This window comes from Arthrobacter sp. CAU 1506 (assembly GCF_005047635.1).
In the GTDB taxonomy this organism is placed as follows: domain Bacteria; phylum Actinomycetota; class Actinomycetes; order Actinomycetales; family Micrococcaceae; genus Crystallibacter.
Genome location: NZ_SUKC01000007.1, coordinates 120,941 through 143,133 on the forward strand (window position 1 = coordinate 120,941; position 22,193 = coordinate 143,133).

22 protein-coding genes are annotated in these 22,193 nt (G+C 65.5%); 9 read left to right on the top strand and 13 right to left on the bottom strand.

Annotated elements, in window-relative coordinates; translation table 11 throughout:
• The first annotated feature begins 128 nt into the window (after positions 1–128).
• Positions 129–1,847, top strand: coding sequence for a CocE/NonD family hydrolase (locus tag E4J89_RS10025; protein ID WP_136785992.1), 1,719 nt, complete (start codon positions 129–131; stop codon positions 1,845–1,847).
• 180 nt (positions 1,848–2,027) lie between these two features.
• Here the strand turns inward: E4J89_RS10025 and E4J89_RS10030 are convergent, their stop codons facing one another.
• Positions 2,028–3,002 (bottom strand): LysR family transcriptional regulator, encoded by a 975-nt coding sequence (locus E4J89_RS10030; protein ID WP_240691835.1) that lies wholly within the window; start codon positions 3,000–3,002, stop codon positions 2,028–2,030.
• Positions 3,003–3,184: 182 nt separating this feature from the next.
• On the opposite strand from E4J89_RS10030, the gene E4J89_RS10035 reads away from it, so the two are divergent.
• The 7 genes from E4J89_RS10035 (at position 3,185) to E4J89_RS10065 (ending at position 10,190) form a co-directional block, all read left to right on the top strand.
• Positions 3,185–3,373, top strand: coding sequence for a ferredoxin (locus E4J89_RS10035; protein WP_136785993.1), 189 nt, complete (start codon positions 3,185–3,187; stop codon positions 3,371–3,373).
• Positions 3,343–4,563, top strand: coding sequence for an FAD-dependent oxidoreductase (locus E4J89_RS10040; RefSeq protein WP_136785994.1), 1,221 nt, complete (start codon positions 3,343–3,345; stop codon positions 4,561–4,563). Before E4J89_RS10035 ends, E4J89_RS10040 begins: the two co-directional genes overlap by 31 nt.
• Before the next feature lie 339 nt (positions 4,564–4,902).
• On the top strand, positions 4,903–5,973 hold the full coding sequence (locus tag E4J89_RS10045) for a LacI family DNA-binding transcriptional regulator (protein ID WP_136785995.1): 1,071 nt from the start codon (positions 4,903–4,905) through the stop codon (positions 5,971–5,973).
• 88 nt (positions 5,974–6,061) lie between these two features.
• Positions 6,062–7,384: an MFS transporter gene (locus E4J89_RS10050; RefSeq protein ID WP_136785996.1), complete on the top strand. Its 1,323-nt coding sequence runs from the start codon at positions 6,062–6,064 to the stop codon at positions 7,382–7,384.
• Positions 7,385–7,477: 93 nt separating this feature from the next.
• Positions 7,478–8,242, top strand: a complete 765-nt coding sequence (locus E4J89_RS10055; protein WP_136785997.1) for an SDR family oxidoreductase — start codon at positions 7,478–7,480, stop codon at positions 8,240–8,242.
• Positions 8,243–8,271: 29 nt separating this feature from the next.
• The gene (locus E4J89_RS10060) at positions 8,272–9,204 is read left to right on the top strand and encodes a 3-keto-5-aminohexanoate cleavage protein (protein WP_136785998.1); all 933 of its coding nucleotides are present in this window, start codon (positions 8,272–8,274) and stop codon (positions 9,202–9,204) included.
• A gap of 8 nt (positions 9,205–9,212) precedes the next feature.
• A complete protein-coding gene (locus E4J89_RS10065) occupies positions 9,213–10,190 on the top strand; it encodes a glycerate kinase (protein WP_136785999.1) in 978 nt (325 codons plus the stop codon).
• Here E4J89_RS10065 and E4J89_RS10070 read toward each other — a convergent pair.
• The 3 genes from E4J89_RS10070 to E4J89_RS10075 all read right to left on the bottom strand — a co-directional run bounded on the left by E4J89_RS10070 (position 10,177) and on the right by E4J89_RS10075 (position 11,748).
• Entirely contained in the window at positions 10,177–10,911 is a 735-nt protein-coding gene (locus E4J89_RS10070; RefSeq protein ID WP_136786000.1) for a VOC family protein, read from the bottom strand. The genes E4J89_RS10065 and E4J89_RS10070 overlap by 14 nt on opposite strands.
• Positions 10,912–10,999: 88 nt before the next feature.
• Positions 11,000–11,155, bottom strand: coding sequence for a hypothetical protein (locus E4J89_RS19375; protein ID WP_169303964.1), 156 nt, complete (start codon positions 11,153–11,155; stop codon positions 11,000–11,002).
• Positions 11,152–11,748 carry a TetR/AcrR family transcriptional regulator gene (locus E4J89_RS10075; RefSeq protein WP_136786001.1) on the bottom strand — a complete coding sequence of 199 codons (597 nt, stop codon included), beginning with the start codon at positions 11,746–11,748 and terminating at the stop codon, positions 11,152–11,154. The genes E4J89_RS19375 and E4J89_RS10075 overlap by 4 nt, the downstream gene beginning before the upstream one ends.
• Before the next feature lie 55 nt (positions 11,749–11,803).
• On the opposite strand from E4J89_RS10075, the gene E4J89_RS10080 reads away from it, so the two are divergent.
• A complete protein-coding gene (locus tag E4J89_RS10080) occupies positions 11,804–13,072 on the top strand; it encodes an MFS transporter (RefSeq protein WP_136786002.1) in 1,269 nt (422 codons plus the stop codon).
• Here the strand turns inward: E4J89_RS10080 and E4J89_RS10085 are convergent.
• The 9 genes from E4J89_RS10085 to E4J89_RS10125 form a co-directional block, all read right to left on the bottom strand.
• The gene (locus E4J89_RS10085) at positions 13,069–13,365 is read right to left on the bottom strand and encodes an antibiotic biosynthesis monooxygenase (RefSeq protein WP_136786003.1); all 297 of its coding nucleotides are present in this window, start codon (positions 13,363–13,365) and stop codon (positions 13,069–13,071) included. The two genes, E4J89_RS10080 and E4J89_RS10085, sit on opposite strands and share 4 nt — an antisense overlap.
• Positions 13,366–13,582: 217 nt before the next feature.
• Positions 13,583–14,995: an aminomethyltransferase family protein gene (locus tag E4J89_RS10090; protein WP_136786004.1), complete on the bottom strand. Its 1,413-nt coding sequence runs from the start codon at positions 14,993–14,995 to the stop codon at positions 13,583–13,585.
• A gap of 26 nt (positions 14,996–15,021) precedes the next feature.
• Positions 15,022–15,924, bottom strand: coding sequence for a formyltetrahydrofolate deformylase (gene purU / locus E4J89_RS10095; protein ID WP_136786066.1), 903 nt, complete (start codon positions 15,922–15,924; stop codon positions 15,022–15,024).
• A 35-nt stretch (positions 15,925–15,959) separates the two neighbouring features.
• Positions 15,960–16,826, bottom strand: a complete 867-nt coding sequence (locus tag E4J89_RS10100; RefSeq protein WP_136786005.1) for a methylenetetrahydrofolate reductase — start codon at positions 16,824–16,826, stop codon at positions 15,960–15,962.
• Between the two features lie 238 nt (positions 16,827–17,064).
• Entirely contained in the window at positions 17,065–17,742 is a 678-nt protein-coding gene (locus E4J89_RS10105) for an ABC transporter permease (protein WP_169303965.1), read from the bottom strand.
• Between the two features lie 107 nt (positions 17,743–17,849).
• Complete coding sequence (locus E4J89_RS10110; protein WP_240691841.1) at positions 17,850–18,629, bottom strand: ABC transporter permease; 780 nt, start codon at positions 18,627–18,629, stop codon at positions 17,850–17,852.
• Positions 18,629–19,414 (bottom strand): ABC transporter ATP-binding protein, encoded by a 786-nt coding sequence (locus E4J89_RS10115; protein ID WP_240691836.1) that lies wholly within the window; start codon positions 19,412–19,414, stop codon positions 18,629–18,631. The genes E4J89_RS10110 and E4J89_RS10115 overlap by 1 nt, the downstream gene beginning before the upstream one ends.
• A gap of 17 nt (positions 19,415–19,431) precedes the next feature.
• A complete protein-coding gene (locus E4J89_RS10120; RefSeq protein ID WP_169303966.1) occupies positions 19,432–20,466 on the bottom strand; it encodes an ABC transporter substrate-binding protein in 1,035 nt (344 codons plus the stop codon).
• A gap of 69 nt (positions 20,467–20,535) precedes the next feature.
• Positions 20,536–22,188: a thiamine pyrophosphate-binding protein gene (locus E4J89_RS10125; protein ID WP_205754452.1), complete on the bottom strand. Its 1,653-nt coding sequence runs from the start codon at positions 22,186–22,188 to the stop codon at positions 20,536–20,538.
• Positions 22,189–22,193: the final 5 nt, after the last annotated feature.

Consider the following 22,193-nt stretch of genomic DNA (forward strand, 5'->3'; position numbering starts at 1 on the left):
CCCTCAACCATTGTGGGCCCGAGCCGCTGTGGCCTTGCCCACATCCACTTTATTATAATAATATGTCTGGAGCGAATGCCCGCCTGCAACGGCTCGGGGCACTCGGCCGCTGACAAGGAGTTGCACACATGACTGATTTCACGACGTGGAATGCCGGTGGGGAAAAGATCGCCATCCGCAAAGACCTCCGGGTGCCGATGCGCGACGGCGTGGAGCTCGCCGCGGACGCGTACCAGGGCATGGATGAGAAGCCGCGCCCGGCGCTGGTGGCCCTGAGCCCCTACGGCAAGGAGCTGCAGGCGCTGGCGCTGACCACTCCGCCGCAGCGCCGCCCCAGCCCGATGTGGGACGGCTGCATCGAGGCCGGCGACATAGCCCGGATCGTCAAGGAAGACTACGTCCACGTCATCGGCGACCTGCGCGGTTCGGGCGCCTCCGGCGGCGAGCACATCGGCAACTACAACGCCGGCGGCGTATCGCTGGGCGAGGATGCTTACGACTTCATCGAGTGGGTTGCCGAGCAGCCCTGGTGCGACGGCAACGTCGGCATGGTGGGAATCTCCTACTTCGGCTCCATGCAGGTGCTGGCCGCGGCCGAGCGCCCGCCGCACCTGAAGGCCATCTTCGTCTCCGGCGGCCACTACGACTTCTACGAGACCACCTACCACGGCGGCGTCATGTGGTTCATGCCGCGGGCCGCCCGCGAAGGCCGCGGCGGCGACTCCGGCTGGGCGTTCACCGACGGCGTGAAGTCGCGGATGATCGAGAAGTACTCCCCCGAAGAGCTGAAGAAGCTAGTCGCCAAGCGCCTGCAGGACCCGGACGTGGCCGCCTGGCCCAACCTGGTGCACGTGCTGAACTACCCGAAGAACCACGAGGCCTGGTTCGACATCGTGATGAACGATCTCGACGGCGAGTGGTACGAGGAGCGCAACCCGATCACGCTGGCCCCGAACATCGACATCCCGGTCTGGCTGCAGCTGGACCAGGGCCGCGGCTGGACCCTTGACGGCACCATCGAGCTGTACAACGCACTCAAAGGCCCCAAGAAGCTGGACATCGGACCCTACCCGCCCATGCAGTCGCGCCCCTTCATCGAAGAACACGACAAGATGTTCCGCTGGTACGACTACTGGATCAAGGGCATCGACAACGGCGTGATGGACGAGCCCGCCGTCAGCGTCTTCGTCGAGGGCTCCCGCGAAGTGGTGACCGCCGAGGCGTGGCCGCCGAAGGAGATCGAGTACAAGTCGCTGTACCTGCGCCCCCGCCACAAGCTCTCCGCCGAGCCGGAGCTGATGGGCGCCGAGTACGCCGCGCCGGACGGTTTCTACCAGCCCCCGCTGACGGTGACGGACAAGGTCCAGATCATCAACTGGAGCACCGAACCCTTTGAAGAGGCCACCGAGATGATCGGCACCGGCGCGGCGCACATCTTCGCCGAGATCGACCAGCCGGACACCAACTTCATCCTGCGCCTCTGGGATGCCGCGCCCAACGCCAAGCGCCAGCTGATCACTACCGGCTACCTCAAGGCCTCGCACCGCGAGCTCGACGAGCAGCGCACCACCGAGGGCAACCCGTACCACCTGCACACCCGCTCCGTGCCGGTGGAGCCGGGCAAGATCGAAGAGTACGTGGTGCGCCTGTACCCGTTCGCCAACACGTTCAAGCCCGGCCACAAGCTGGTGGTGGAGCTCTCCAACGCCGAGCCGCTGGCCGACGAGCACAACGCGCTGCTGCCGCCGGATGCCTTCCACCTGCCCGTCGGCCGCCCGGTCACGCACAAGATCTACCGCGACGCCGAGCACCAGTCCCGGCTGGTGCTGCCCTTCACCACGCGCTAACCCCACAGGGACAACGACGGCGGTGCTCGCCATGGCGAGCATCGCCGTCGACGCTTCTTCCCACCCAAGCGGGCGCCGCCGTCGTCCGTTTCTGCGCATTGAAGTGGCCACCGCCAAACTGCTTCTGCGCGCTGGGCGGGCGCCGTCGTCGTTCTCACCCCGCCCAGGGCAGGTAGGACGCTAACTGGGCAGCTTGTACCGGGCCTGCAACGGCTCGGCCGCCTCGAGCAGGATCTCCCGCAGCCAGGTCTTGAAGGCGCCGTCGGCCAGCCACGGGTTCCAGACCATGTCGATGCCCAGCGGCTCGACCGGAAACGGGAACTCCTCCACCCGCAGGTCGAATCGGCCTTCGAACTCCAGCCCCACCTGGTAGCGGTGGATCGCCACGCCGCTGCCGGACTGAGCAATCAGGTGCGGCACGAACAGGTGGTCGGAGACCCGCTGGCGCACCCGGTACGGGATGCTCTTCTCGTCCAGGATTTCGTACGGGCGCAGCCGCTCCGACGGCGAGTCGGGAAACACGTGCGGCACCTGCTCCAGCAGCTGCAGGGCGTCGGCGTCGCGGGGCTCGTTCCACGACGCCACCACCACCCACCGGTCGTCGTACAGCCGCTCCCGGGGATGCGGCGACGGGAACGCCTCCGGCAACAGCACCACGTCGGCGGCGTCCTCCACGAACGGCGCACTGGTGGCCACGCTGGTGGTGCGCAACTGCAGCACGGTGTTCGGCGCGCGCTCCGCCAAGAGCCGGCTGAGCTCGCTGCCGATCACGAAGGCGGTGCTGTTGGTCATCGCCACCGTGATCTGCCGGGTGTCCACGGCGGGATCGAAAGATGAGGCGCTGATAATGCGCGCCGTCTGGTGCAGCGCCTGCCGCAACGGAGCAATCAGTTCCGCGGCACGCGGCGTGAGCACCATCCCCCGGCCCTGCCGGACCAACAGCCCGTCATTCAGCAGCCGCCGGGTCCGGTTCAACCCATGGCTCATCGCCGGCTGGGACAGCCCCACCTTGCCGGCGGCCTTGGTCACCGACCGCTCCTCCAGCAGGGCCAGCAGGGGCACCAGCAGGTTCAGGTCGATGGAGGCCAGCCGTGCCAGATCGGCGTCCATGGCGGTCTCCGGCCGGACATCGGCCAGCGGATCCAGTGACGACATCGAAACCTCCGTTGGAGTGAGCGTGGGCATGTCCAGCACCGTCCGCCCAGTCTAACCATCTATTCATCAGCTGCACACCACGGATGAAAACTATTCATTTGCCGAACACCAGTGGCGCTGCCAAGCTTGCAATAAGCCCGGCGTGTGAAGCAAGCCACACGCAGATTCGAGTGGAGAACAACATGGAAATCATCTTGGACCGGCCGCGCTGCGAAGGGCACGGCCTCTGCGAAGAAGTCGCACCGCAGCTGATGCATCTGGACGACGACGGCGAACTGGTACTGGACGTGGTGCACGTCGACGAGGGCCAACTCGAAGCGGCCAAGCAGGCCGCCCGGGTATGCCCGGTCGCCGCACTCCGCCTGGCCTGACCGTGCAGTTGGAACGTATCGTCGTCGTCGGTCATGGCATTGCCGGGCTGACGGCCAGTGATTCGCTGCGCGCCGCGGGATTCGACGGCGAGCTGACCATCGTCGGCGACGAGCACCACGCGCCTTACAGCCGGCCGGCGCTCTCCAAGGCGGCGCTGCTGGACGCAGAGGAGATGACCTCCCACCAACTTCCCGCTTCGACGCACGAGGCCCGCGAACTCCTGGGCGTCCGGGCCCTGCAGCTGGACCCGGGCCTCAAGTCGGTAGTGCTCGACGACGGCAGCATCCTTCCGTATGACGGACTGGTCGTCGCCACCGGCTCACGGGCCCGTCGCCTGGCCAGCGCAGACCCGGCCGCGCGCCGGCACGAGCTGACCCTGCGCACCCTGGAGGACGCACTGGAACTGCGGCGCCGGATTGTGGACAAGCCCTCGGTGGTGGTGGTCGGCGGCGGCGCCCTCGGCATGGAGATTGCCTCCGGCTGCCTGGCCGCGGGCTGCGACGTCACGCTCGCTTCACACCGCCAGCCGATGGCCCAGCAGCTCGGACGGTATCTGTCCGAGGTCTTCCTCGCTGCCGGCCTGGACCACGGCCTCAGGCTTGCCCCGTCCCAGGCCGTTGGCCTGCGCGAGGCAGACGGCCACCCTCTGGTGGAGCTGGCCGACGGCTCCAGGCTTGCGGCTGATCTGGTGGTCAGCGCCATCGGCGATATCCCGAACACCGGCTGGCTGGCGGACAGCGGAATCCTGACCAATGGCAGGCTGGAAGTCGACAGCCGCAGCCGGGTGCGCCCGGACATCGTCGCCGCCGGCGATGTGGCCGCCTTCCCCACTGCCCGCGGCGTCGGCCGGATTCCGCTCTGGACCAGCGCCATCGAGCAGAGCAAGACCGCCGCCCTGGCCCTGCTGAACGGCGACGACGCCCCGGAGCTGGAGTTCCGCCCCTACTTCTGGACCGAACAGTTCGGCCTCAGCCTCAAGGCCAGCGGATTCCTCCCGCTCGAGGGAACCCCAGAGTTCCTCGAAGGCGGCCCTGGCGGCGGCCCCGCGCTCATGCGCTGGACGCACCAGGATAGTTCCGGCACCGCCGTCGCGCTCAACTACCGCATCCCCATCCCCAAGCTGCGCCGCCTGGCCAACCCCGCCCCCGCCCTCGTCGAGACGCCCGCCCTCGTCGAGACGCCCGCCTGACCGCCGCACTGGCGGTAACAACCGCACCATCGACGGCGTCGACTGCTGAGCTGAAGCAGCCGACGCCGTCGTTCTTATCCTCCCGCCGGCAACGCAGACGGGCCCCGAGGGCAGGACCGCCGCGCCAGAACCTGCCCTCAGCGGCCCAGAAGGTCCAAACCCTGTAAGCGACGTTAAGTTCTCAGGCTCATCACGCCGGTCGCACACTGTGACGAAAGGACGAGGCTGACGCGGCGTAGCAATGTCTTCACGCCAGTGAAACAACTTAACGTTGCTTAACCCTTCTCGCTACTCTGTAATGGTCATCACGTGACGAAGGCGACAGGGAGAGGAGGCATCGTGAATTCAGCTGTTGAAACCGCGGTACGTCCTCACCGGGTGTCGGCGGCAGAGGTGGCACGCGTCTGCGGCGTCTCCGCGGCCACCGTCAGCTATGTCATGAACGGCAAGGGCGGGGTATCCCAAGAAACCCGGCGGCACATCATCAAAGTCGCCAATGAACTGGGTTTTCGTCCCGCCGGTCACGCCAAGAAGCAGGGCGATGACCCGCACCTGAACAGGGTCGTCGGGCTGATTCTGCCCAACATCGTCAACCACATGTACACGGGCTGGGCGGAAGGCATCATCTCCGCAACGGCCCGCGAGGGTTTCGAAGTGTTCGTCGCCACCACCCGCGACGATCCGGACACTTTGGCCCAGGTGGCTGCCACCCTGGCCGCCCGCAACGTGGACGGCGTCATCATCGCTGCGACGTTGCGCGAAGACTCACGCGCGCTGCGCACGTTCCGGCAGCGCCGGATCCCCTACATTTATCTGTCCCGCAGGTCGGACCACTTGCCCGGCGACTTCGTCGGCATCGACGATTTCACGGCGGCCTCCCAGCTGATGCAGCACATGCTGGACCACGGCTACCAGGAGATTGCCACCGTCATTGGTCCGCGGTTCTCCACCGCGTCGCTGGCACGCGAACAGGCCTTCGTCGGCACTGCGGCGGCGCACGGCGTGGTGATCACCGGCGAGCGCAAGATCAGCACGCGTCTCAACCGCGACGGCGGCCGGGTTGCTGCCGAAAAGCTGCTGGCGTCGCCGAATCCGCCGCGCGCCATCGTGTGCGGGTCGGATGAGATCGCCATCGGTGTCATGGAGCATGCGCTCGAGCTCGGCCTGCGCATTCCCGAAGACCTGGCGGTGGCTGGCAGCGACGGCCTCCCGCACAGCAGGTCGGCCCTGATTGGCCTGACCACCATCGTGCAGCCGGTGCAGGAGATGGCGGAAAAGTCGTTCGAACTGCTGCTGGCGCAGATCACCAAGCCCGGCAACGCCTTCACTCACACGTTCTGCAAGCACCATCTCCACATCGGGCGCACCTGCGGCTGCAAACCTGGCGGCCCGCCCAGACCCGAACCCTAGTCACCCGAGCACCGCACCGGCGTCGTCCGGTGATCCCACCACGCACTTCAAGTAATCCCCCATGCCCTTCAACAGGAAAGACTCTGCTATGTCGATTACGTCGCAGGCTACGGCGAAGAGGCCGCCAGCCGTCATCAACAAGATCATTTTCCGGCGCATCATGCCGCTGCTGATCGCCTCCTATGTGATGGCGTTCCTGGACCGCACCAACATCGGCATGGCCAAGGACCGTCTGGAAATCGACCTCGGCATCTCGGCGACGGCCTACGGCATCGGTGCCGGCCTGTTCTTCCTGACCTACGCCTTGTCCGAGGTTCCCTCCAACCTGATCATGCACAAGGTCGGGGCCCGCTTCTGGATCATGCGGATCATGATTACCTGGGGCCTGATCTCCGCGGCGATGGCCTTCGTGCAGGGCGAATGGTCCTTCTACCTGCTCCGCATGCTGCTGGGTGTGGCCGAGGCCGGACTCTTCCCGGGCGTGATCTACTTCCTGACCCAGTGGTTCGTGGCCAATGACCGCGCGAAGGCCAACGGCATGTTCCTGCTGGGCGTCTCCATTGCCAACATCGTCGGCGCTCCGCTCGGCGGCCTGCTGCTGACCATGGACGGTATCGGCGGACTGCACGGCTGGCAGTGGATGTTCATTATCGAGGGCCTGCCTGCCTGCGCCCTGGCGTTCGTGGTCTGGAAGTTCCTCCCCAACAAGCCGACCGACGCCAAGTTCCTGTCCCGTGCCGAGGCCGAAGACCTCGAGGCCCGCATCGCCGCCGAGGAAGCAGCCGGAGCCCAGGCAGCCGGAAACTCCAAGCTGCGCCACGTGCTGAAGGACAAGCAGATCCTGCTGGTCGTCGCCATCTACTTCACGCACCAAATCGCGGTCTACGCCCTGAGCTTCTTCCTGCCGTCCATCATCGGCAGCTACGGCGAACTGAACAGCATCCAGATCGGCCTGCTCACCTCCATCCCGTGGATCTTCTCCGCCGCCGGCGCCCTGCTGCTGCCGCGCTTGGCCACCAACGCCTCCCGGTCGCGGCTGATCGCCACCTGCACCATGGTGGGCATCGTCGCCGGCTTCACCCTCGGAGCCATCAGCGGACCCGTCATGGGCTTGATCGGCTTCTGCCTGGCCGCGTTCAACTTCTTCGCCCTGCAGCCGATTCTGTTCACCTACCCCGCCACCCGGCTCTCCGGCGCGGCACTGGCCGGCGGCATCGCGTTCGTCAACACGGTGGGCCTGTTCGGCGGATTCCTCGGCCCGTACGTCATGGGCTTCATGGAGGAAGCCACCGGCAACGCCCTCTCCGGCCTCTGGTTCATCGTCGGCATGTGCTTCATCGGCGCGCTGCTGACCCGCCTGCTCAAGCGCGGCGCCGAGGACCCGTCCAAGGCCACCATCAGCAGCCACTGACCCCCGGTGACGCGTACGACGGCGGTGCCGCACCGCCGTCGTACCGTCCCCTCTGACACTTCCCCACCTGCACTACCCAAGGAGCACCACCCCATGGATTTCACCGGACGCAAGGTCCTGGTCACCGCCGGCGCCGCCGGCATCGGCCGCGCCATCGCCACCCGCTTCCGCGACCTCGGCGCGGAGGTCATGGTCACCGACATCAACCCTGACGCGGTGGATGCGGCCAAGCAGGACGGCTTCGCCGTGGCCTTCAGCGATGTGTCCGACGAAGCCCAGGTCCGGCTGTTGATGGAGGAGGTTCGCACCAAGCTGGGCGGACTGGACGTGCTGGTCAACAATGCGGGCATCGCCGGGCCCACCGGTCCCATCGAGACCCTGGACTCGGACGCCTGGCGGACCACCTTCGACGTCAACGTCCACGGCCAGTTCTACTGCATCAAGCACGCGCTGCCGCTGCTGCGCGAGGCGAAGGACGCGGCCATCGTCAACCTCTCCTCCGCCGCCGGCCGGCTGGGCATGGCCGGCCGCAGCCCCTACTCGGCGTCCAAGTGGGCGGTCGTTGGCCTGACCAAGACGCTCGCCATCGAGCTGGGCCCCGAAGGCATCCGCGCCAACGCCATCTGCCCCGGCGCGGTCAACGGTCCGCGCATCGACGCCGTGATCGAGGCCAAGGCCGCCATGCTGGGCCGTCCGCTGGCGGAAGTCTCCGATCTGTACCACAAGCAGTCCTCGCTGGAGCGGCTGGTGGAGGCCGATGACATCGCCAACATGGCGGCATTCCTGGCCAGCGACTTGGCCCGCAACGTCAACGGCCAGGCGATGGCCGTGGACGGCAACACCGAAAAGCTCTACTGATTTACCGGCACCACCAAAGGAACAACATCATGGCCAGCAAGCGCAAAGTCATCATCACCTCCGCTGTTACCGGCGCCATCCACACCCCCAGCATGTCCCCGCACCTGCCGGTCACCCAGGATGAGATCGCCGACGCGGCCATTGGCGCCGCCAACGCCGGCGCCGCGATCGTGCACATGCACGCCCGCGACCCGAAGGACGGCCGCCCGTCCCAGGACCCGGCGCACTTCGAGCCCATCCTGGCCAAGCTGAAGGCCAACACCGATGCGGTCATCAACATCACCACCGGCGGTTCGCCGCACATGACTGTTGAGGAGCGCATGCGTCCGGTCGCGGCATTCAAGCCGGAACTGGCGTCGCTGAACATGGGCTCGATGAACTTCGGCCTCTACCCCATGCTGGACCGTTTCCAAAAGTTCGAGCACGAGTGGGAGCGCGAAGGGCTGGAGAAGTCCCGCGACCTGGTTTTCAAGAACACGTTCCAGGACATTGAGACCATCCTGAACATCGGCAACGGCAACGGCACCCGGTTCGAGTTCGAGTGCTACGACATCTCGCACCTGAACAACCTGGCCCACTTCCACGGCCGCGGCCTGGCCCGCGGACCGTTGTTCGTCCAGTCCGTCTTCGGGCTGCTCGGCGGCATCGGCGCCCACCCGGAGGACCTGATGCACATGCGCCGCACGGCGGACCGACTGCTGGGCGATGCCTACGAATGGTCCATCCTCGGCGCCGGCAAGAACCAGATGCCGCTGGCCACGATCGGCGCTGCCATGGGCTCGCACGTCCGCGTCGGGCTGGAAGACTCGCTCTGGATCGGTCCCGGCCAGCTCGCCGCGTCCAACGCGGAGCAGGTCAGCCGGATCCGCACCATCGTCGAAGCCCTCAACTTCGAGGTAGCCACCCCTGACGAGGCACGCGAGATGCTGGACCTCAAGGGCCGCGAGAACGTCGGATTCTGAGCCATCAAATGAAGACCCTCATCGCGCCCGACAGCTTCAAGGGCACCTACACCGCCGCCGAGGTGGCCGCCCACATTGCCGCCGGTGTCCGGGAAGCTGGCGGCACCGCCGTCGAACTTCCCGTGGCCGACGGCGGTGAAGGCACCTACGAGATCCTGCGGGACGCGTCGGCGGCAGCCCTCGTGGAGGCGGACAGCGTGGGGCCATGGCGGGATCCGCTCCGCGCGTCCTACGCGCTGAGCACCGACGGGACGGCGGTGATCGGACTGGCCGCGGCCAGCGGAATCACACTGCCGTGCTCCAGCGAGCGCGACCCGCTGGCCGCCGACACCTATGGGACCGGGCTGCTCATGGTCGACGCCGTGCGGCGCGGGGCATCGACCATCCTGGTGGCGGCCGGCGGCAGCGCGACGACGGACGGCGGCGCCGGCGCGATCGCAGCGATCGAGGAACACGGCGGGCTTCGGGGCGCCCGGGTGCGGGTGCTCACCGATGTGACCACGGTCTTTGAGGATGCCGCGGTGGTGTTCGGGCCGCAGAAGGGTGCCGGCCTGCAGCAGGTGTCGGAGCTGACCGAACGGCTGCACCGCCAGGCCGCCGCCCTCCCCCGGGACCCCCGCGGTGAGTCGCGGACCGGTGCTGCCGGCGGTTTCAGCGGCGGCATGTGGGCGCAATACAACGCTGACCTGCTGCCGGGTGCGGAGTACATCCTCGACGCGGTCGGTTTTGACCGGCTCGCGGCTGAGGCGGACGTGATCGTGGTGGGCGAAGGGCGGTTGGATTCGCAGACCGGACAGGGCAAGATCATCTCCGCCATCCTGGCCCGCAACCCCGGCAAGCCGGTGCACGCCGTGGTCGGCTCGGTCAGCCCCGATCTGGGCGGCTACGCGGAGAACTTCGCCAGCATCATCGTTGCCTCGGATGCTGACGCCATGCGCGCGGCCGGCGCCCGGCTGGCGGAGGAGTACTGCGTCAGCCTGGGCTGAGGACGCAGAACTCGTTGCCTTCGGAATCGACGAGGCAGACCCACGGCACCTCGCCTTGGCCGAGGTCGGCCTCGGTAGCGCCCAGAGCGCGCAGCCGGGCCACCTCGGCCGCCTGGTCGCCCCCAGGATACGGCTTCAGGTCCAGATGCACCCGGCCACATGCAGCGCTATCAGGCGTGCGGAGGAACTCCAGATACGGTCCGACGCCCTCGGCCGAGCGCAGCCGCGCAAGGTCGTCGGTCACCTCGTGCAGGGTCCAGTCCATCGCCTCGCCCCAGAACCGGGCCATCGCCCGCGGATCCGAGCAGTTGACCACCACCGCGGCTATCGGCCCGGTGTCCCGGTACATCGGCCGGGGCTCCAGCACACAGAACAAGTTGCCCTCCGGGTCGGCCAACACGGTCCACGGCACGTCACCTTGTCCGATGTCCGCGGGCGTCGCGCCGAGTTCGTGCAGGCGTGCGACCAGCTCCGCCTGATGCTCCTCGGACGTGGTGGCGAGATCGAGGTGTGCGCGGTAGTGCACGGTCTCCGGATCCGGGACTTTGACCACGTCCACGCAGACGGCGGAAGGGGCCGGCCAGTCGAACCCCACGGGTTCAACGTTAGTCACCCCGGGCCCCTCGCTGGAAACGCCCCAGCCGAGCGCCTCCGCCCAGAACCTACCGAGAGCCGAGTCGTCCCCCGCCTTGAAATTCACCTGAACCAGTCGCAGCGCCATACCGCCCGACCCTATACCGGAGAAAACGTAATCGGGAGGAACATTTAGGCCATTCGGGGCGCTTGGCCGCTGGATTTCCGGCGCCTGGCTAAAACCGTGCGATAGCGGTGCCGACGGTGGTCGAAGGAGGCGCGCCAGCGCCGAGCAGAGACCGGTCGACCACCGCGCGGTCGGTGCCGCACAGGGACCGGTCGGTCACCGGGGCGCCGGCGAGCGCAGCCTCGACGTCCTTGCGCAGAATCATCCCGTCAGCGCCGGGGCCGGAGATGTCCCGATGATCGAGCGGGCCACAGTGCGCGCGTGGGCCACCGGGTTACTGGGTTCGCCGCGGAGCAGGCTGCCGAGCACTCCGTTGTACAGCAGCAGCAGGACCGCGGCAACCGTAGCCGGGTCCGGGCAACCCGCCTCCTTCGCCAGTCTTGCCAGCCGCTCGGTGATCATCTGCGTGTCCTGACGGATCAGCTCGAACACCGGATCTTCTTGGCCGGCGGCTGGCGCGGGGCGCTCCGACGCAGTGGCCAGAAAGCTGCACCACTGGGTGGGGTTGGCCGCGGCGCGGAACGTTTCGACGGCGTCGAACACCGCCAGCAGCCGCTCCTCAGGGGTGTTGGCGCGGGCGATCGCTTCGTCCCAGTGCTGGGCCCAGTTGTCCAGCCTCCGGGCAAGCACTTCGCGCAGCAGGTTGTCCTTGGAACCGAAGTGCTTGTAGAGCGTCACGATCGCCACTCCGGCCGTTGCCGCCACCCGGTCCACGCCGGTCACACTGATTCCTTGCTGGAAGAATAACTCCTCGGCCGAATTCAGGATGCGGTCGCGGGTGTTCAAAGGACTGGCCATGGGACTAGTATAACGCTCGTTATGGTGTAACGGTCGTTATGCAGCGGGAGGCTGGATGAGCAGGGGAACCATCGGGCGCGAAGTCCGGACGTCCGGACTAGGGGTGGCGTTCGCCGGGATGATGTTGATCGCGGCAACCTACGGCATGGCCCGCTTTGGGGTCGGCCTCTTCGCTCCGCTCTTGGCCGTGCAGCGGCCGGAACTCGCGGAGGTTCTCGGGTGGGCAGCCGCGGCGCAGTTCACCTCATATTCCGTAGCTGCGCTGACCGCCGCGCGGTTCGTTGACCGCGCTCCTCGCGCCGGCCTGCTGCTCGCCGGTGCCACTGCTGCTCTTGGGTGCCTTGGGGTCGCCGTTGCAGGGTCGCCGGCGATGTTCGTCGTGGCCGTCTTCATCGGCGGAATGGGCGGCGGCTTCGCCTCTCCGGCGTTGGTCCCGGTAATCGACGCGGCCGTCCCGCGTCGCGCCTCCGCCACCGCGCAATCGCTGGTGAATTCCGGAACGGCCGTCGGCGTGATCGGCGCCGGACTGGTGGCCTTCGCAGCATCGTCGGTCGGTCCGGCCTGGGTGTTCATGGCGGCGATGTGCGCGACGACGGCGGTGGCCGTCTGGCATTCCGCCGCGCCGCGTGCGGAATTAGGTGCCGCCGCCCGCGCAGCTGCGGGGCCGACGTCGAGGCTCCCGGGCAACAGGGGCAAGAAACCACCGTCGACCTCCCGGGCCGGCAGGGACATGGAAGCGGCGTCGTCGCCCCAGGCAGGGAGCCGTCCGTGGCGTCTCTTGGCGGTCCCCGGCGTGGCAGCGGTCATTGCCGGTGCCGGCTCAGCCCTGATCTGGACATTCGGACCGCTGCTGCTCACCGAGGCCGGTTCCGTCGCACCCGAGCGCGCCGGCTGGCTGTGGATCGCCTTGGGTTTCGGCGGATTCCTCGGGGTCTTCACCGGAGCACTGGTCCGGCATCTGGGCACGCGAGGCGGCTGGTGCTTCTGCGCCGGAGGGCTGGCCCTCGCCAGTGCCGGCGTCGCGGCGTCGGTGCTGACCGGCAGTGCTTGGACCGCTTATGCCAGCATGGCTGTCTTCGGCGCTGGTTACATGAGCCTGTCCGGCGTGCTCATCCTCTGGGCACGCACCGTGTGGCCAGGCAGTGCCGGCGCCGGCACATCCATGTTGTTCATTGCGCTGGCCATCGGACAAGCACTGGGGTCCGCCGGCTTCGGACTGGCCCGCGGGGCCATGCCGCCGGTGCAACTCGCAGCGTTGGCCGCCAGCTTCCTCATCCTCGGCGGCCTCGCCGGGCTGATCCGTAGACGGCGGCCCGCCCCCTAATCTGCGAGCTCGACAACCTCAAACTCAAGCAACTCCGCGCCACTGGCGACCGGCTGCTGCGTGCTGTTGTGGTCCCGCGGCGCCCGGTTGTCGCGCCAGTTCTCAAAGTCCTCGCGGCTAGCCCACTGGGTGTAGACAAAGTAGCGGTCCTCGCCCGCGATGGGACGCAGCAGCTGGAACCCCTCGAAACCGGGAGCGGAATCCACTGCATGCTTCCGTGCGGCGAAGCGGGACTCCAACTCGGTGCCCGAACCCTCCGGAACCTTCAGCGCGTTGATAACGACGATGGACACGATGCTTCTCCTTGAATCCGAGGAACCCGCTCGGGGCAATGACGCTCCCACGCTACTCCGGTCCTCCCAGGGCGCACAGTAAATGAAGTACCGCTGCACAACGCTTGGGACTGCAACTGGAGGCGCCGGAAGCAGCCATCCCGCTCAATGCCGCAGAAGGGTGGCCGCGCCGAACCCTGGGGATTCAGCGCGGCCACCCTCTGCCGGTCGGTTTTCTCTAGCCCTTTGCGGCGACCGTCCGCCAGCCACCGTCGGTGTAACCCTTGCGGACCACCTCGGAGAACGGCACCGGGCTGACGTCCACATTCACCTCGTACTGGCGGTGGGGCTCAACCGAAGACTTATTGGTGCCGCCGTCGGGTTCCCCCCAAACAACCTTGAGCTGTGATCCGATTTCCACGTCCGGGTCGACGATCGCCAGGGACAGGGGCCGCTTTTCGTTCCAGCTGTAGCCGGTGAACATGGAAACGCCCACAACCTTGCCGGACTCGTCGACCACGGAGTCGAAGTTTGAAGCGCCGTAATTGGCATTCGGCAGGTCGAAGAACTTGTACGGCAGTTCATCCTTCTGGTACATCGAGGCGTGGATGGTGGCAACGTCGTCGCCGTCCCATGCCAGCGTGACCTTCTTCCGCTGGGCTGCCGGGTCCATCGCCTCAAGCGCATCGCGGCCAATGAAGTCGTGGTCATACTTGATGAAGGAGCCGTATCCCAGTTCCCATGGGGTGGTGTAGTAGCCCTCGATGGAGTCCGGCACGTAGGAGCCGGCCACTGCCGAGTTGGCCTCGTAGCTCTCGGCACCCAGCCACTGACGGTAATCCGCCAACTTGTCACCGCTGTAGATGCCGGGCAGCGGCGACGGGATCCAGCCGGATTCCAGCGTGTTGCACGAGTAGGCGCGGGCGCCGGCCGGCTCCAGGCCAAACTCAGCGCCGGCTTCGATGATCGTTTCCCGCACCCGGTCATAGTCCTCATACGGTCCCCAAAGCTCCAAGCCCGGGGCGCCGGCCATGCCATGGCGCAGGGTGCGGACCTGGGTCCCGCCCACGTTCATGTAGGACATGTTGAAGAACTTCAGCTGCTCCAAGGGGCCGCCGTGAACCTTCTCGATGACCTCCCACGCACGCGGCCCCTGAATCTGCAGTCGCCAGCAGTCACGGCTGACGGCCTTGCCCATGGGCCGGGACGGGGAGCGGCGGTCAATCCTCAGTTGGACGTCGTAACCGCCCTTTTCCGCGTTGTACATCAGCCAGTTGGCAGCGGGAGACCGGCCTACGTAAACCAGCTCCTGCTCAGCTTCGCGGAACAGAATGCCGTCGCCAATGACATGTCCGTACGGGGTGACCGGGACGTACTGCTTGGCCTTGTTGATCTCAAAGTTCTCCACCGAGTTGATGGCGGTATCGGAGATCAGCTTCAGGGCGTCCGGGCCGGAGATGTAGAGGTTGTCCATGTGGTGGGTCTGGTCGAACAGCACGGCGGACTCGCGCCAGGCCCGAACCTCGTTGCGCCAGTTGGTGAATTCCGGAGCAACGACCGGGTATACGTAGGCGCCAACCTGTACGTTGCGCAGGTGGTCGACGACGTTCCCGGACGCGTCCAGTACGTCCTGCAGGGAAGTGGTGGTCATGTCAGGTTCCTCTCGTTGAATGAAAATCAGAAGACGATAGTTGCGTTGCCGTCGCGGATGACTCGGTCCTCGCAGTGCGCTTCCACTGCACTGGACAACACGCGGCGTTCGACGTCGGCGCCGCGCCTTTGGAGATCGGCGGCCGTTTCGCGGTGGGTCACGGTGATGACGTCCTGCGCAATGATGGGGCCTTCATCAAGGTCCTTCGTCACGTAGTGCGCGGTAGCTCCAATGAGCTTTACTCCGCGTTCTTTTGCCTTGCGGTATGGGGCCGCTCCGATGAACGCGGGGAGGAATGAATGGTGGATGTTGATGATCGGGACGCCCACGTTGTCAATGAAGTCCTCGGTGATGATCTGCATGTAGCGGGCCAGGACCACAAGGTCTACATTGCCCTGGAGAAGTTCAAGGTGGCGTGCTTCTGCCTCGGTCCGTTTGGTCTTGTCGGCCGGCACATAGAAATAGGGGATCCCGAAGGCCCGCACGTCGTCACTGAGGTCGGGGTGGTTGGAAATCACCATCGTAATGTTGACGGGCAGCTCCCCGCGGCGCTGCCGCCACAGGAGGTCCAAGAGGCAGTGATCGGATTTCGAGACGAACACGGCCACACGCTTGCGCTTCTTTGCTTCGACCAGTCGCCATTCCAAGCCGAACTCGTCGAGGTTTTCGGTCAGGGCCGCCCTCAGCTCATCGATGACCGTGGCGAGGTGAGGCAGCGTAAAGACGGTTCGCTGAAAGAAGCGACCGCCGTCCGGATCCGAAGTGTGCTGGTCCAACGCAACAATGTTGGCGTTGAAACGCGCCAGCGTCTGGGTAATGGCAGCGACAATTCCTGGCTGGTCTGTGCCCTTGAGGATTAGCCTAGCGACATTGTCTTGTGCCGGAGCGAATCCGGAATCGCCCAAGGGCAACGGGGCGTTGGACCGCATGGGCACTGTAGCAACGGAAGTTTCCACTGGAGCTCCTATCCGTGGGCTTGTTCGAGCAGTTCCCGACGCCAAACTTCGGTCTGGGCGAGATCGTTGAAAGTGAAAATGTGAAAGCCCTTGATCGCCGCATTGCTCGCCGGCAGTCCTTGGACCAGGCCTTTGATGAGTTGTGTGGGCTTGTAGCCGGAAGGGCTGAAAAAGCGCCAGAACATGTTTTGCTGCTTCTTCAGGAAGTTGGCTGACTGCCCCAATCCGAGCCCGGCCGACACCCGCAGCAGCTTTTGCCGGCTGACCGGCCCCGGCATCCCTGCATAGATCGGCAGCGCGACGCCTTCGCGCTTGATCTGGGCACCCCATTCCAGGAAGGTCTGAGGATCAAAGCAGATCTGGGTCAGGATGCGCGTGGCATACGGTGCTTTGTCGCGCAGCGCCTGCCGGATGGCCTCGTCCGGAAAGGAAGCGTGCCCTTCCGGGTATCCACCGATGCCCACATCCGTGAAGTGATGTCCCCTGTCGGTGAGGGCTGCGAGCAGGCTGCGGGCATCACGGAATTCTCCCGCTGCCTCCTCGGCATCTCCGGCGATGATGAAGATCCGGTCGATCTCGGCCGCCTCCAGCCGGCTCACCAAAGCATCGAGTTCTTCGACGTCCCGGACCAACCGTGCGGGTACGTGCGGGGCAACTGAGTATCCCCGGCCCCGCAGAAAGACAGCAGCGTCCAAGGTCGGTTCCAGGCCTTTTCCGCCCGTGGCTGTGATTGTCAGCGGGACGCTGGTGGGCACTTCAGCCAGAACCTTGTCCTTCGCGGACTTGAACGGCATGATCTCGTAGCCAATGTTGTCCAGCAGCGTGGCAAGGGTCTGCCGATCCTCGTCCGTAGCTGCCAACAGACGTGAAGCCATGGGTCCTCCTTGATATGGGCCGAGCGACAGCAAGTGACTCGACTCACATGACTTTATGCCGGTCGCTGCAGCCACTCGTAAGGTAATCGTCCACACTTCTACCGAGACGTTTGTCGCGGTATTGGCGGACCACGCTGAGACGCCAAGGACAGAGTGGGCTAGAACCCGAAGGCCAGCCAACCCGGCAGCGATTGCCGGGTTGGCTGGCCTTTCCGCAGGTGGGCCCTACGACGAACTTCTAGACCTTCTGTCCGCCGGCCGCCCGCTGTGCTGGCCGCTGCCACGGGAGCACGATCGGCGTGACAAGCCGGAAGGCGAGGTTGATCAGCAGTCCGAGCACCCCTGCGAGCACGATTCCGGCATAGACCTCTTCGACTGCGAATTGTTGTCCTGCCCGGCGGATCATCGCACCCAAGCCATATTCAGCTCCAACGAACTCTGCGGCGACCAGAGTGATGAGGCAGGTAGCCATGCCCAGACGCAAGCCATTTAGCAGTCCTGGGGCGATGGCAGGAAACAGTAGCCGGGTGAAGAACCGCGTCCCCGTTGCGCCGAAGTTGCGACCTGCCTCGATGAGGTCCGACGGGACATCGCGGACACTACCCCGCGTACTGATGATGATCTGGAAAAAACCGGTTGCGAAGGCGGTGATGACGTACGCGCCTTCGCCGCGGCCGAAGATAATAATGAACAACGGGAGAAGCGCGATCTTCGGCAGCGGATACAGGGTGTCGGTGATCGGCCGGATGAGCAGTTCAACGGTTCTCCACCGCCCCGATGCCACGCCGATCGCCACCCCGAGGACCGCCGCGAGCGCGAAAGCCATCATCAGCCGCTGGAGGGTGAGCACAAGGTCGAGACCCAGCCGCCCGTTCACGAGTTGATCGACCGCCGTGACGAGAATGTCACTGAGCACAGGGAAAAACCGAGGGTCAAGCAACCCAGCGCGGGTACTCGTCTCCCACACCGCGAGGAGCACGATTGGTATGGCCCAGGCCTGGGCGCCCCGGTACACGGACGGGCTCATGTTTGAGCCCCCTGAACGTCTCGACGCCACGGCAGCATCCGGTCGGCAACGGCATCAAATCCGACCGAACTCAGCAGGCCGAGCACCGCGATGATCAGCAGTGCGACGTACATGTCGGTCACCCGCAGGATCTGCCAGTTCGACCAGAGGAACTGCCCCAGCCCATTCGAGGCGCCGACCATTTCGATGGCGATGACCGCAATCAAAGTGAAACCGAGGGAGACTCGGATGCCGGTGACAATCGACGGCAATGCTCCGGGGACAAGGATGCCGAAAAAGCGCCGAGCGCCGTCGGCTCCGTAATTGTCCGCCACCTCAAGCAGGGTGCGGTCGATGCTGCGCACGCCCGCGACGGTGTACAGGACCATCACGATCAGTGGCGTGACCAGCGCGGTGAGTATGATCGCCATTTCGGTTCGCCCCAACAGGAACGTTAAGAAGGGGAAGAACAAGACACCGGGAATCGGATAAAGGAACGCCAATACTGTATTGGTGCCGCGCTCCATCCACTGGGACGCCGTGATAGCAATCCCGAGCGCAACCCCGATGAGCACGGCGAAGAAGATCGTCGCGAGCACCCGTAACAAGGTGGCGATGATATCGCCACCCATTCCCGATCCGGCGTCGAAAATGATCCCAGCCCGGATGAGTATCTCAGTTGGCGGGGGAAAGAATGTAGGGCGGATGACGTCGGCTCGGCTGAGAAGCTCCCACGTCAGAAGAATGAACACGGGACCGACAAACAGCGGCCATTTTTCACCCAAGGCGCGCCGCATCACCGATCGTCCACCGCCATCGCCAATTGAACTTCATCCCGAAGATGGTTCCAAATATCCTGCGACAGCGCCGCAAACTCCGACGTCCCGCGCAGCTCTGGGCTGCGATCGGGGCCGAAATCCAGTTGTACGATGTCGCGAATACGGCCGGGCCGGGCTGACATCAGCACAATGCGGTCAGAGAGGAATACCGCCTCGTCGATCGCGTGCGTGATGTATAAGACAGTCGGCTTCGTCTGCTGCCGCAACTCCAGAATCTGTTCCTGCAGCAGGGTCCGGGTTTGGGCGTCGAGCGCACCAAGCGGCTCGTCCATGAGCAAGACCTCGGCGTCCTGGGCCAGGGCCCTGGCGATGCCAACCCGCTGCTTCATTCCCCCAGAGAGCTGATGAGGAAAGAAATCGCCGAAGCGTGCCAGTCCGAGCCTGGCTAGCTGCTCGTCGGCAATCTCTGCGGCCTCTTTCTTGGGCATGTTTCGGTTGCGCGGGCCGAACATGACGTTCTCGCGCACCGACAGCCAAGGAAAGAGGGCGTGCTCTTGGAAAACCATCGCCGTCTTCGGACGGTCTGGCTTGGAGCTTTCGATTTCGACAGTCCCCGATGAGGGTTCGTAAAGCCCGGCCACCAGTCGCAGCAGGGTCGACTTTCCGCAGCCGGACGGTCCAACGATTGAGACGAACTCGGATTCGGCGACCTCCAGGGACACGCCCTCCAGCGCGGTCACGTTCTCTTGCCCTGGGAACTTTTTGGCGACGTCGTTTAGGCGGACTTTGGCCTTGGCCTGCACGCTCATATCCTCTCGCGTCATTTCTTGAGGGCCGCGTCGCGCCACGTGAAGTCCCAGATCTCTTCTTCGGGGATGATCTGGTCGTAATTCAGCGAGCCCTGTTTCATAAAGAACTCCTGGTAGCGAAGCAGCACGTCCAAATCGACGCTCAGGTCGGCAAGGATATGGTGCTGCCGCGAAGCCGCGACGATCTTCGGGTCCGCTCCGGTGTACTCCTCCACCAGCGCGAGCATTTCCTCGCTATCCCAGCCGTTCTCCGCAAGGTCTTCAGCCGCCATAGCGTAAGCGCGCATGAAGTCTTCCGCGAGTTGCTGGTTCTGCTCGGCCCAATCCGTGTTGTATATGATGCCCGTGAATGGCATCGGCGGCTCGTCCGTCGGTGTCTCCCACGGCCGGTAGGCGGATCCGTTCTGCTCCGCCTGCGTGGGGAACGGCTCCGACAGAATGCCGCCGGCGATCCCGCCGTTGGCGAGTGCGGGCACCTGATCGGGGAACGGAATGTGCTCGAGCGCGACCTCATCCATGGACAGTCCGCCACGTTCAAGGGCGAATCCCAGCAGCGCCTCGGTCACGACGCCCGGTGCGTTCGCTGCGAAAGTTTCTCCCTCGAGTTGCGACATATCCTCTGCCAGCTTGGCAGCCTCCTCCGAAGATCCCGCGAGCTTCGAGGAGATGATGAAGTAATCCTCAATGTAGCCAGAGTGCATCGGCGCCACGTACCGCACCGGCAGGCCCTCATCGAACGCGTTGTAGGCGGCGGAGCCGATGCCGGCGAATCCAGCGTCGTACTGAGCGGTGGCCACGCCGGTGATCGACTCGTTACCGCTGGTGACCTCGACGAGTTCCACGTTGATGCCGACCTCGTCGGCATATTTCTCCGCGGCAACGAAAATCGGCAGGGAAGACCCGGTCGCCAGATAGGCGACGCGGATCGTGCCTCCATCGTCTTCGCTACCTGAGGCGGCACCTTCAGGGTCGGCCGCACACCCGGTTAGGGCCAGGGCGGCGGCAGCTCCGGCAGCGACGAGGAGCCGCCGGGAACGGGTTGTCATTGCATGGATCATGATGAAACTCCCTTGTTTCGTGCGTGTCCGAGGTTTCGGTGGGTCCGAGCTGTACTTTTAGTGGCCTTCTTCCCTGGCCATGAGCCAGGAGGGACGGCCGGTGATCTTGGCATCAATGACCAAGGGGCGATTCCGGTCGGACTCGAGCCAGGCGGTTACCCCGCCAAGGTCGTCGAGTGACCGCACGGTGATCGCGTCGCAGCCGTAGCCTCGGGCAATCGCCGCGATGTCCGCGTCCGGAAAGCGAACGATTTCCTGTTCCTTGGCCGTCGACTCAGGGAACAGGTGAATCTCTGCGCCGTAGGCGCTGTCGTTGTAGACGATGATCAACATGCCGAGCTGCAGTCGGACGGCCGTCTCCAACTCCACGGCGCCCATCAGCAGCGAGCCATCCCCGGTGCCGAGCACCGCCATCCGGTCGGGGCGCGCAACCGCTGCGCCGATGACGCTGCCGAGTCCCAGGCCGATGGACTGGAACGATAGAGGGAGCACATACCCCTCGTCGTCAGGAACTCGCAGGTGGGCGCCCGGGTAGGCGTTGACGTTGCCGCCGTCGACAACAACCACACGTTCGTCGGGCAGCAACGCGTCGAGGGCGTTGGTGAGGGCTGCCGGATCGACGAAGCCCGGCTCGTCAACCGGATCGACGGTCTGGTCCGACCAGTACCGTGCACGGCGGACCCGCTCGGCAACCTCCGGCGTCCGGTATCCCGCGCTGGCTGTCCCCGTCGCGGCCAGCGCCTTGGAGGTCGCCAGGGCAACAGCGGCCGCATCGCCAACGATGCCGAGGTCTACCAGCCGGTGCTTGCCGATCGCCTCGGCCCGGTCGTCAACCTGGACGAGAGTTGTTTGGTCAATGAGCGAGCCGCCGCGCGTTGTCCAGTTGTTCAGGGCCACGCCGAATCCGACGACGAGGTCGGCATCGCGCACCAGCTCCGCGGCAGGCTCGGTCGCGAAACCGCCCATGATGTCCAGCGCCCACTCGTCGCCTTCGAAGATGCCGCGGCCACCTCCGGATGCGATGAGCAGGGCTCCCGCCGCGGCTGCCAGCTCGCGCAGCGCCCCTTTGGCGCCCCGCGAGCCCCGACCTCCGATGATGACCGGTCGTTCCGCCTTCGCAAAAAGGCTGGCGAGCTCCACGGCATCTGTCGCCGAAACCATCGGCGTCGGCACTCGAAGATTGGAGACGAGGCTCGCTCCCTGGTACTGAATCTCGCCCTCTTGGATGTCCACGGGCATGGAAAGGACAACCGTGGTTCGCTCGATTTGTGCGACGCGGAAGGCTCGTGCTGCATCGGAAAGGGCCGTCTCAACAGAATGGATGCGCATCGGCGTCGCGCCGAGTGCCCTGACAGCCGAGTCCTGGTCGATGTGGAAATTCGACGTTACGTCGCCGACCGCACTATCTGCGGCAAGGACCAGCAGGGGCGTGTGGCATTTCGCGGCCTCGGTCACCCCCGTGAGTGCGTTCGTGAGACCACAGCCTTGGTGGAGGCTCAGCGCACTTACTTCCCCGGTGAGCCGGGAATAGGCATCTGCCATGGACGCCGCGCCGGCCTCGTGGCGGGCTGCCACGAACTGGGCGCCGGCAGCCACGAGCGCGTTGGTGACGCGGAAATTTCCGCTGCCAACCACTCCGAACACCTGCGACACGCCCAAGTCGGCGAACATGTGGCCGAGAGCGTCGGAAACCCTCATCTTCTGCGTCATTGCAC

Coding starts and splice junctions, on each gene's coding strand:
- E4J89_RS10025 (WP_136785992.1), top strand. CDS start 129: ATGACTGATTTCACGACGTGGAATGCCGGTGGGGAAAAGATCGCCATC.
- E4J89_RS10030 (WP_240691835.1), bottom strand. CDS start 3,002: ATGTCGTCACTGGATCCGCTGGCCGATGTCCGGCCGGAGACCGCCATG.
- E4J89_RS10035 (WP_136785993.1), top strand. CDS start 3,185: ATGGAAATCATCTTGGACCGGCCGCGCTGCGAAGGGCACGGCCTCTGC.
- E4J89_RS10040 (WP_136785994.1), top strand. CDS start 3,343: ATGCCCGGTCGCCGCACTCCGCCTGGCCTGACCGTGCAGTTGGAACGT.
- E4J89_RS10050 (WP_136785996.1), top strand. CDS start 6,062: ATGTCGATTACGTCGCAGGCTACGGCGAAGAGGCCGCCAGCCGTCATC.
- E4J89_RS10055 (WP_136785997.1), top strand. CDS start 7,478: ATGGATTTCACCGGACGCAAGGTCCTGGTCACCGCCGGCGCCGCCGGC.
- E4J89_RS10060 (WP_136785998.1), top strand. CDS start 8,272: ATGGCCAGCAAGCGCAAAGTCATCATCACCTCCGCTGTTACCGGCGCC.
- E4J89_RS10065 (WP_136785999.1), top strand. CDS start 9,213: ATGAAGACCCTCATCGCGCCCGACAGCTTCAAGGGCACCTACACCGCC.
- E4J89_RS10070 (WP_136786000.1), bottom strand. CDS start 10,911: ATGGCGCTGCGACTGGTTCAGGTGAATTTCAAGGCGGGGGACGACTCG.
- E4J89_RS19375 (WP_169303964.1), bottom strand. CDS start 11,155: ATGATTCTGCGCAAGGACGTCGAGGCTGCGCTCGCCGGCGCCCCGGTG.
- E4J89_RS10075 (WP_136786001.1), bottom strand. CDS start 11,748: ATGGCCAGTCCTTTGAACACCCGCGACCGCATCCTGAATTCGGCCGAG.
- E4J89_RS10080 (WP_136786002.1), top strand. CDS start 11,804: ATGAGCAGGGGAACCATCGGGCGCGAAGTCCGGACGTCCGGACTAGGG.
- E4J89_RS10090 (WP_136786004.1), bottom strand. CDS start 14,995: ATGACCACCACTTCCCTGCAGGACGTACTGGACGCGTCCGGGAACGTC.
- purU (WP_136786066.1), bottom strand. CDS start 15,924: ATGCGGTCCAACGCCCCGTTGCCCTTGGGCGATTCCGGATTCGCTCCG.
- E4J89_RS10100 (WP_136786005.1), bottom strand. CDS start 16,826: ATGGCTTCACGTCTGTTGGCAGCTACGGACGAGGATCGGCAGACCCTT.
- E4J89_RS10110 (WP_240691841.1), bottom strand. CDS start 18,629: ATGCGGCGCGCCTTGGGTGAAAAATGGCCGCTGTTTGTCGGTCCCGTG.
- E4J89_RS10120 (WP_169303966.1), bottom strand. CDS start 20,466: ATGACAACCCGTTCCCGGCGGCTCCTCGTCGCTGCCGGAGCTGCCGCC.
- E4J89_RS10125 (WP_205754452.1), bottom strand. CDS start 22,188: ATGACGCAGAAGATGAGGGTTTCCGACGCTCTCGGCCACATGTTCGCC.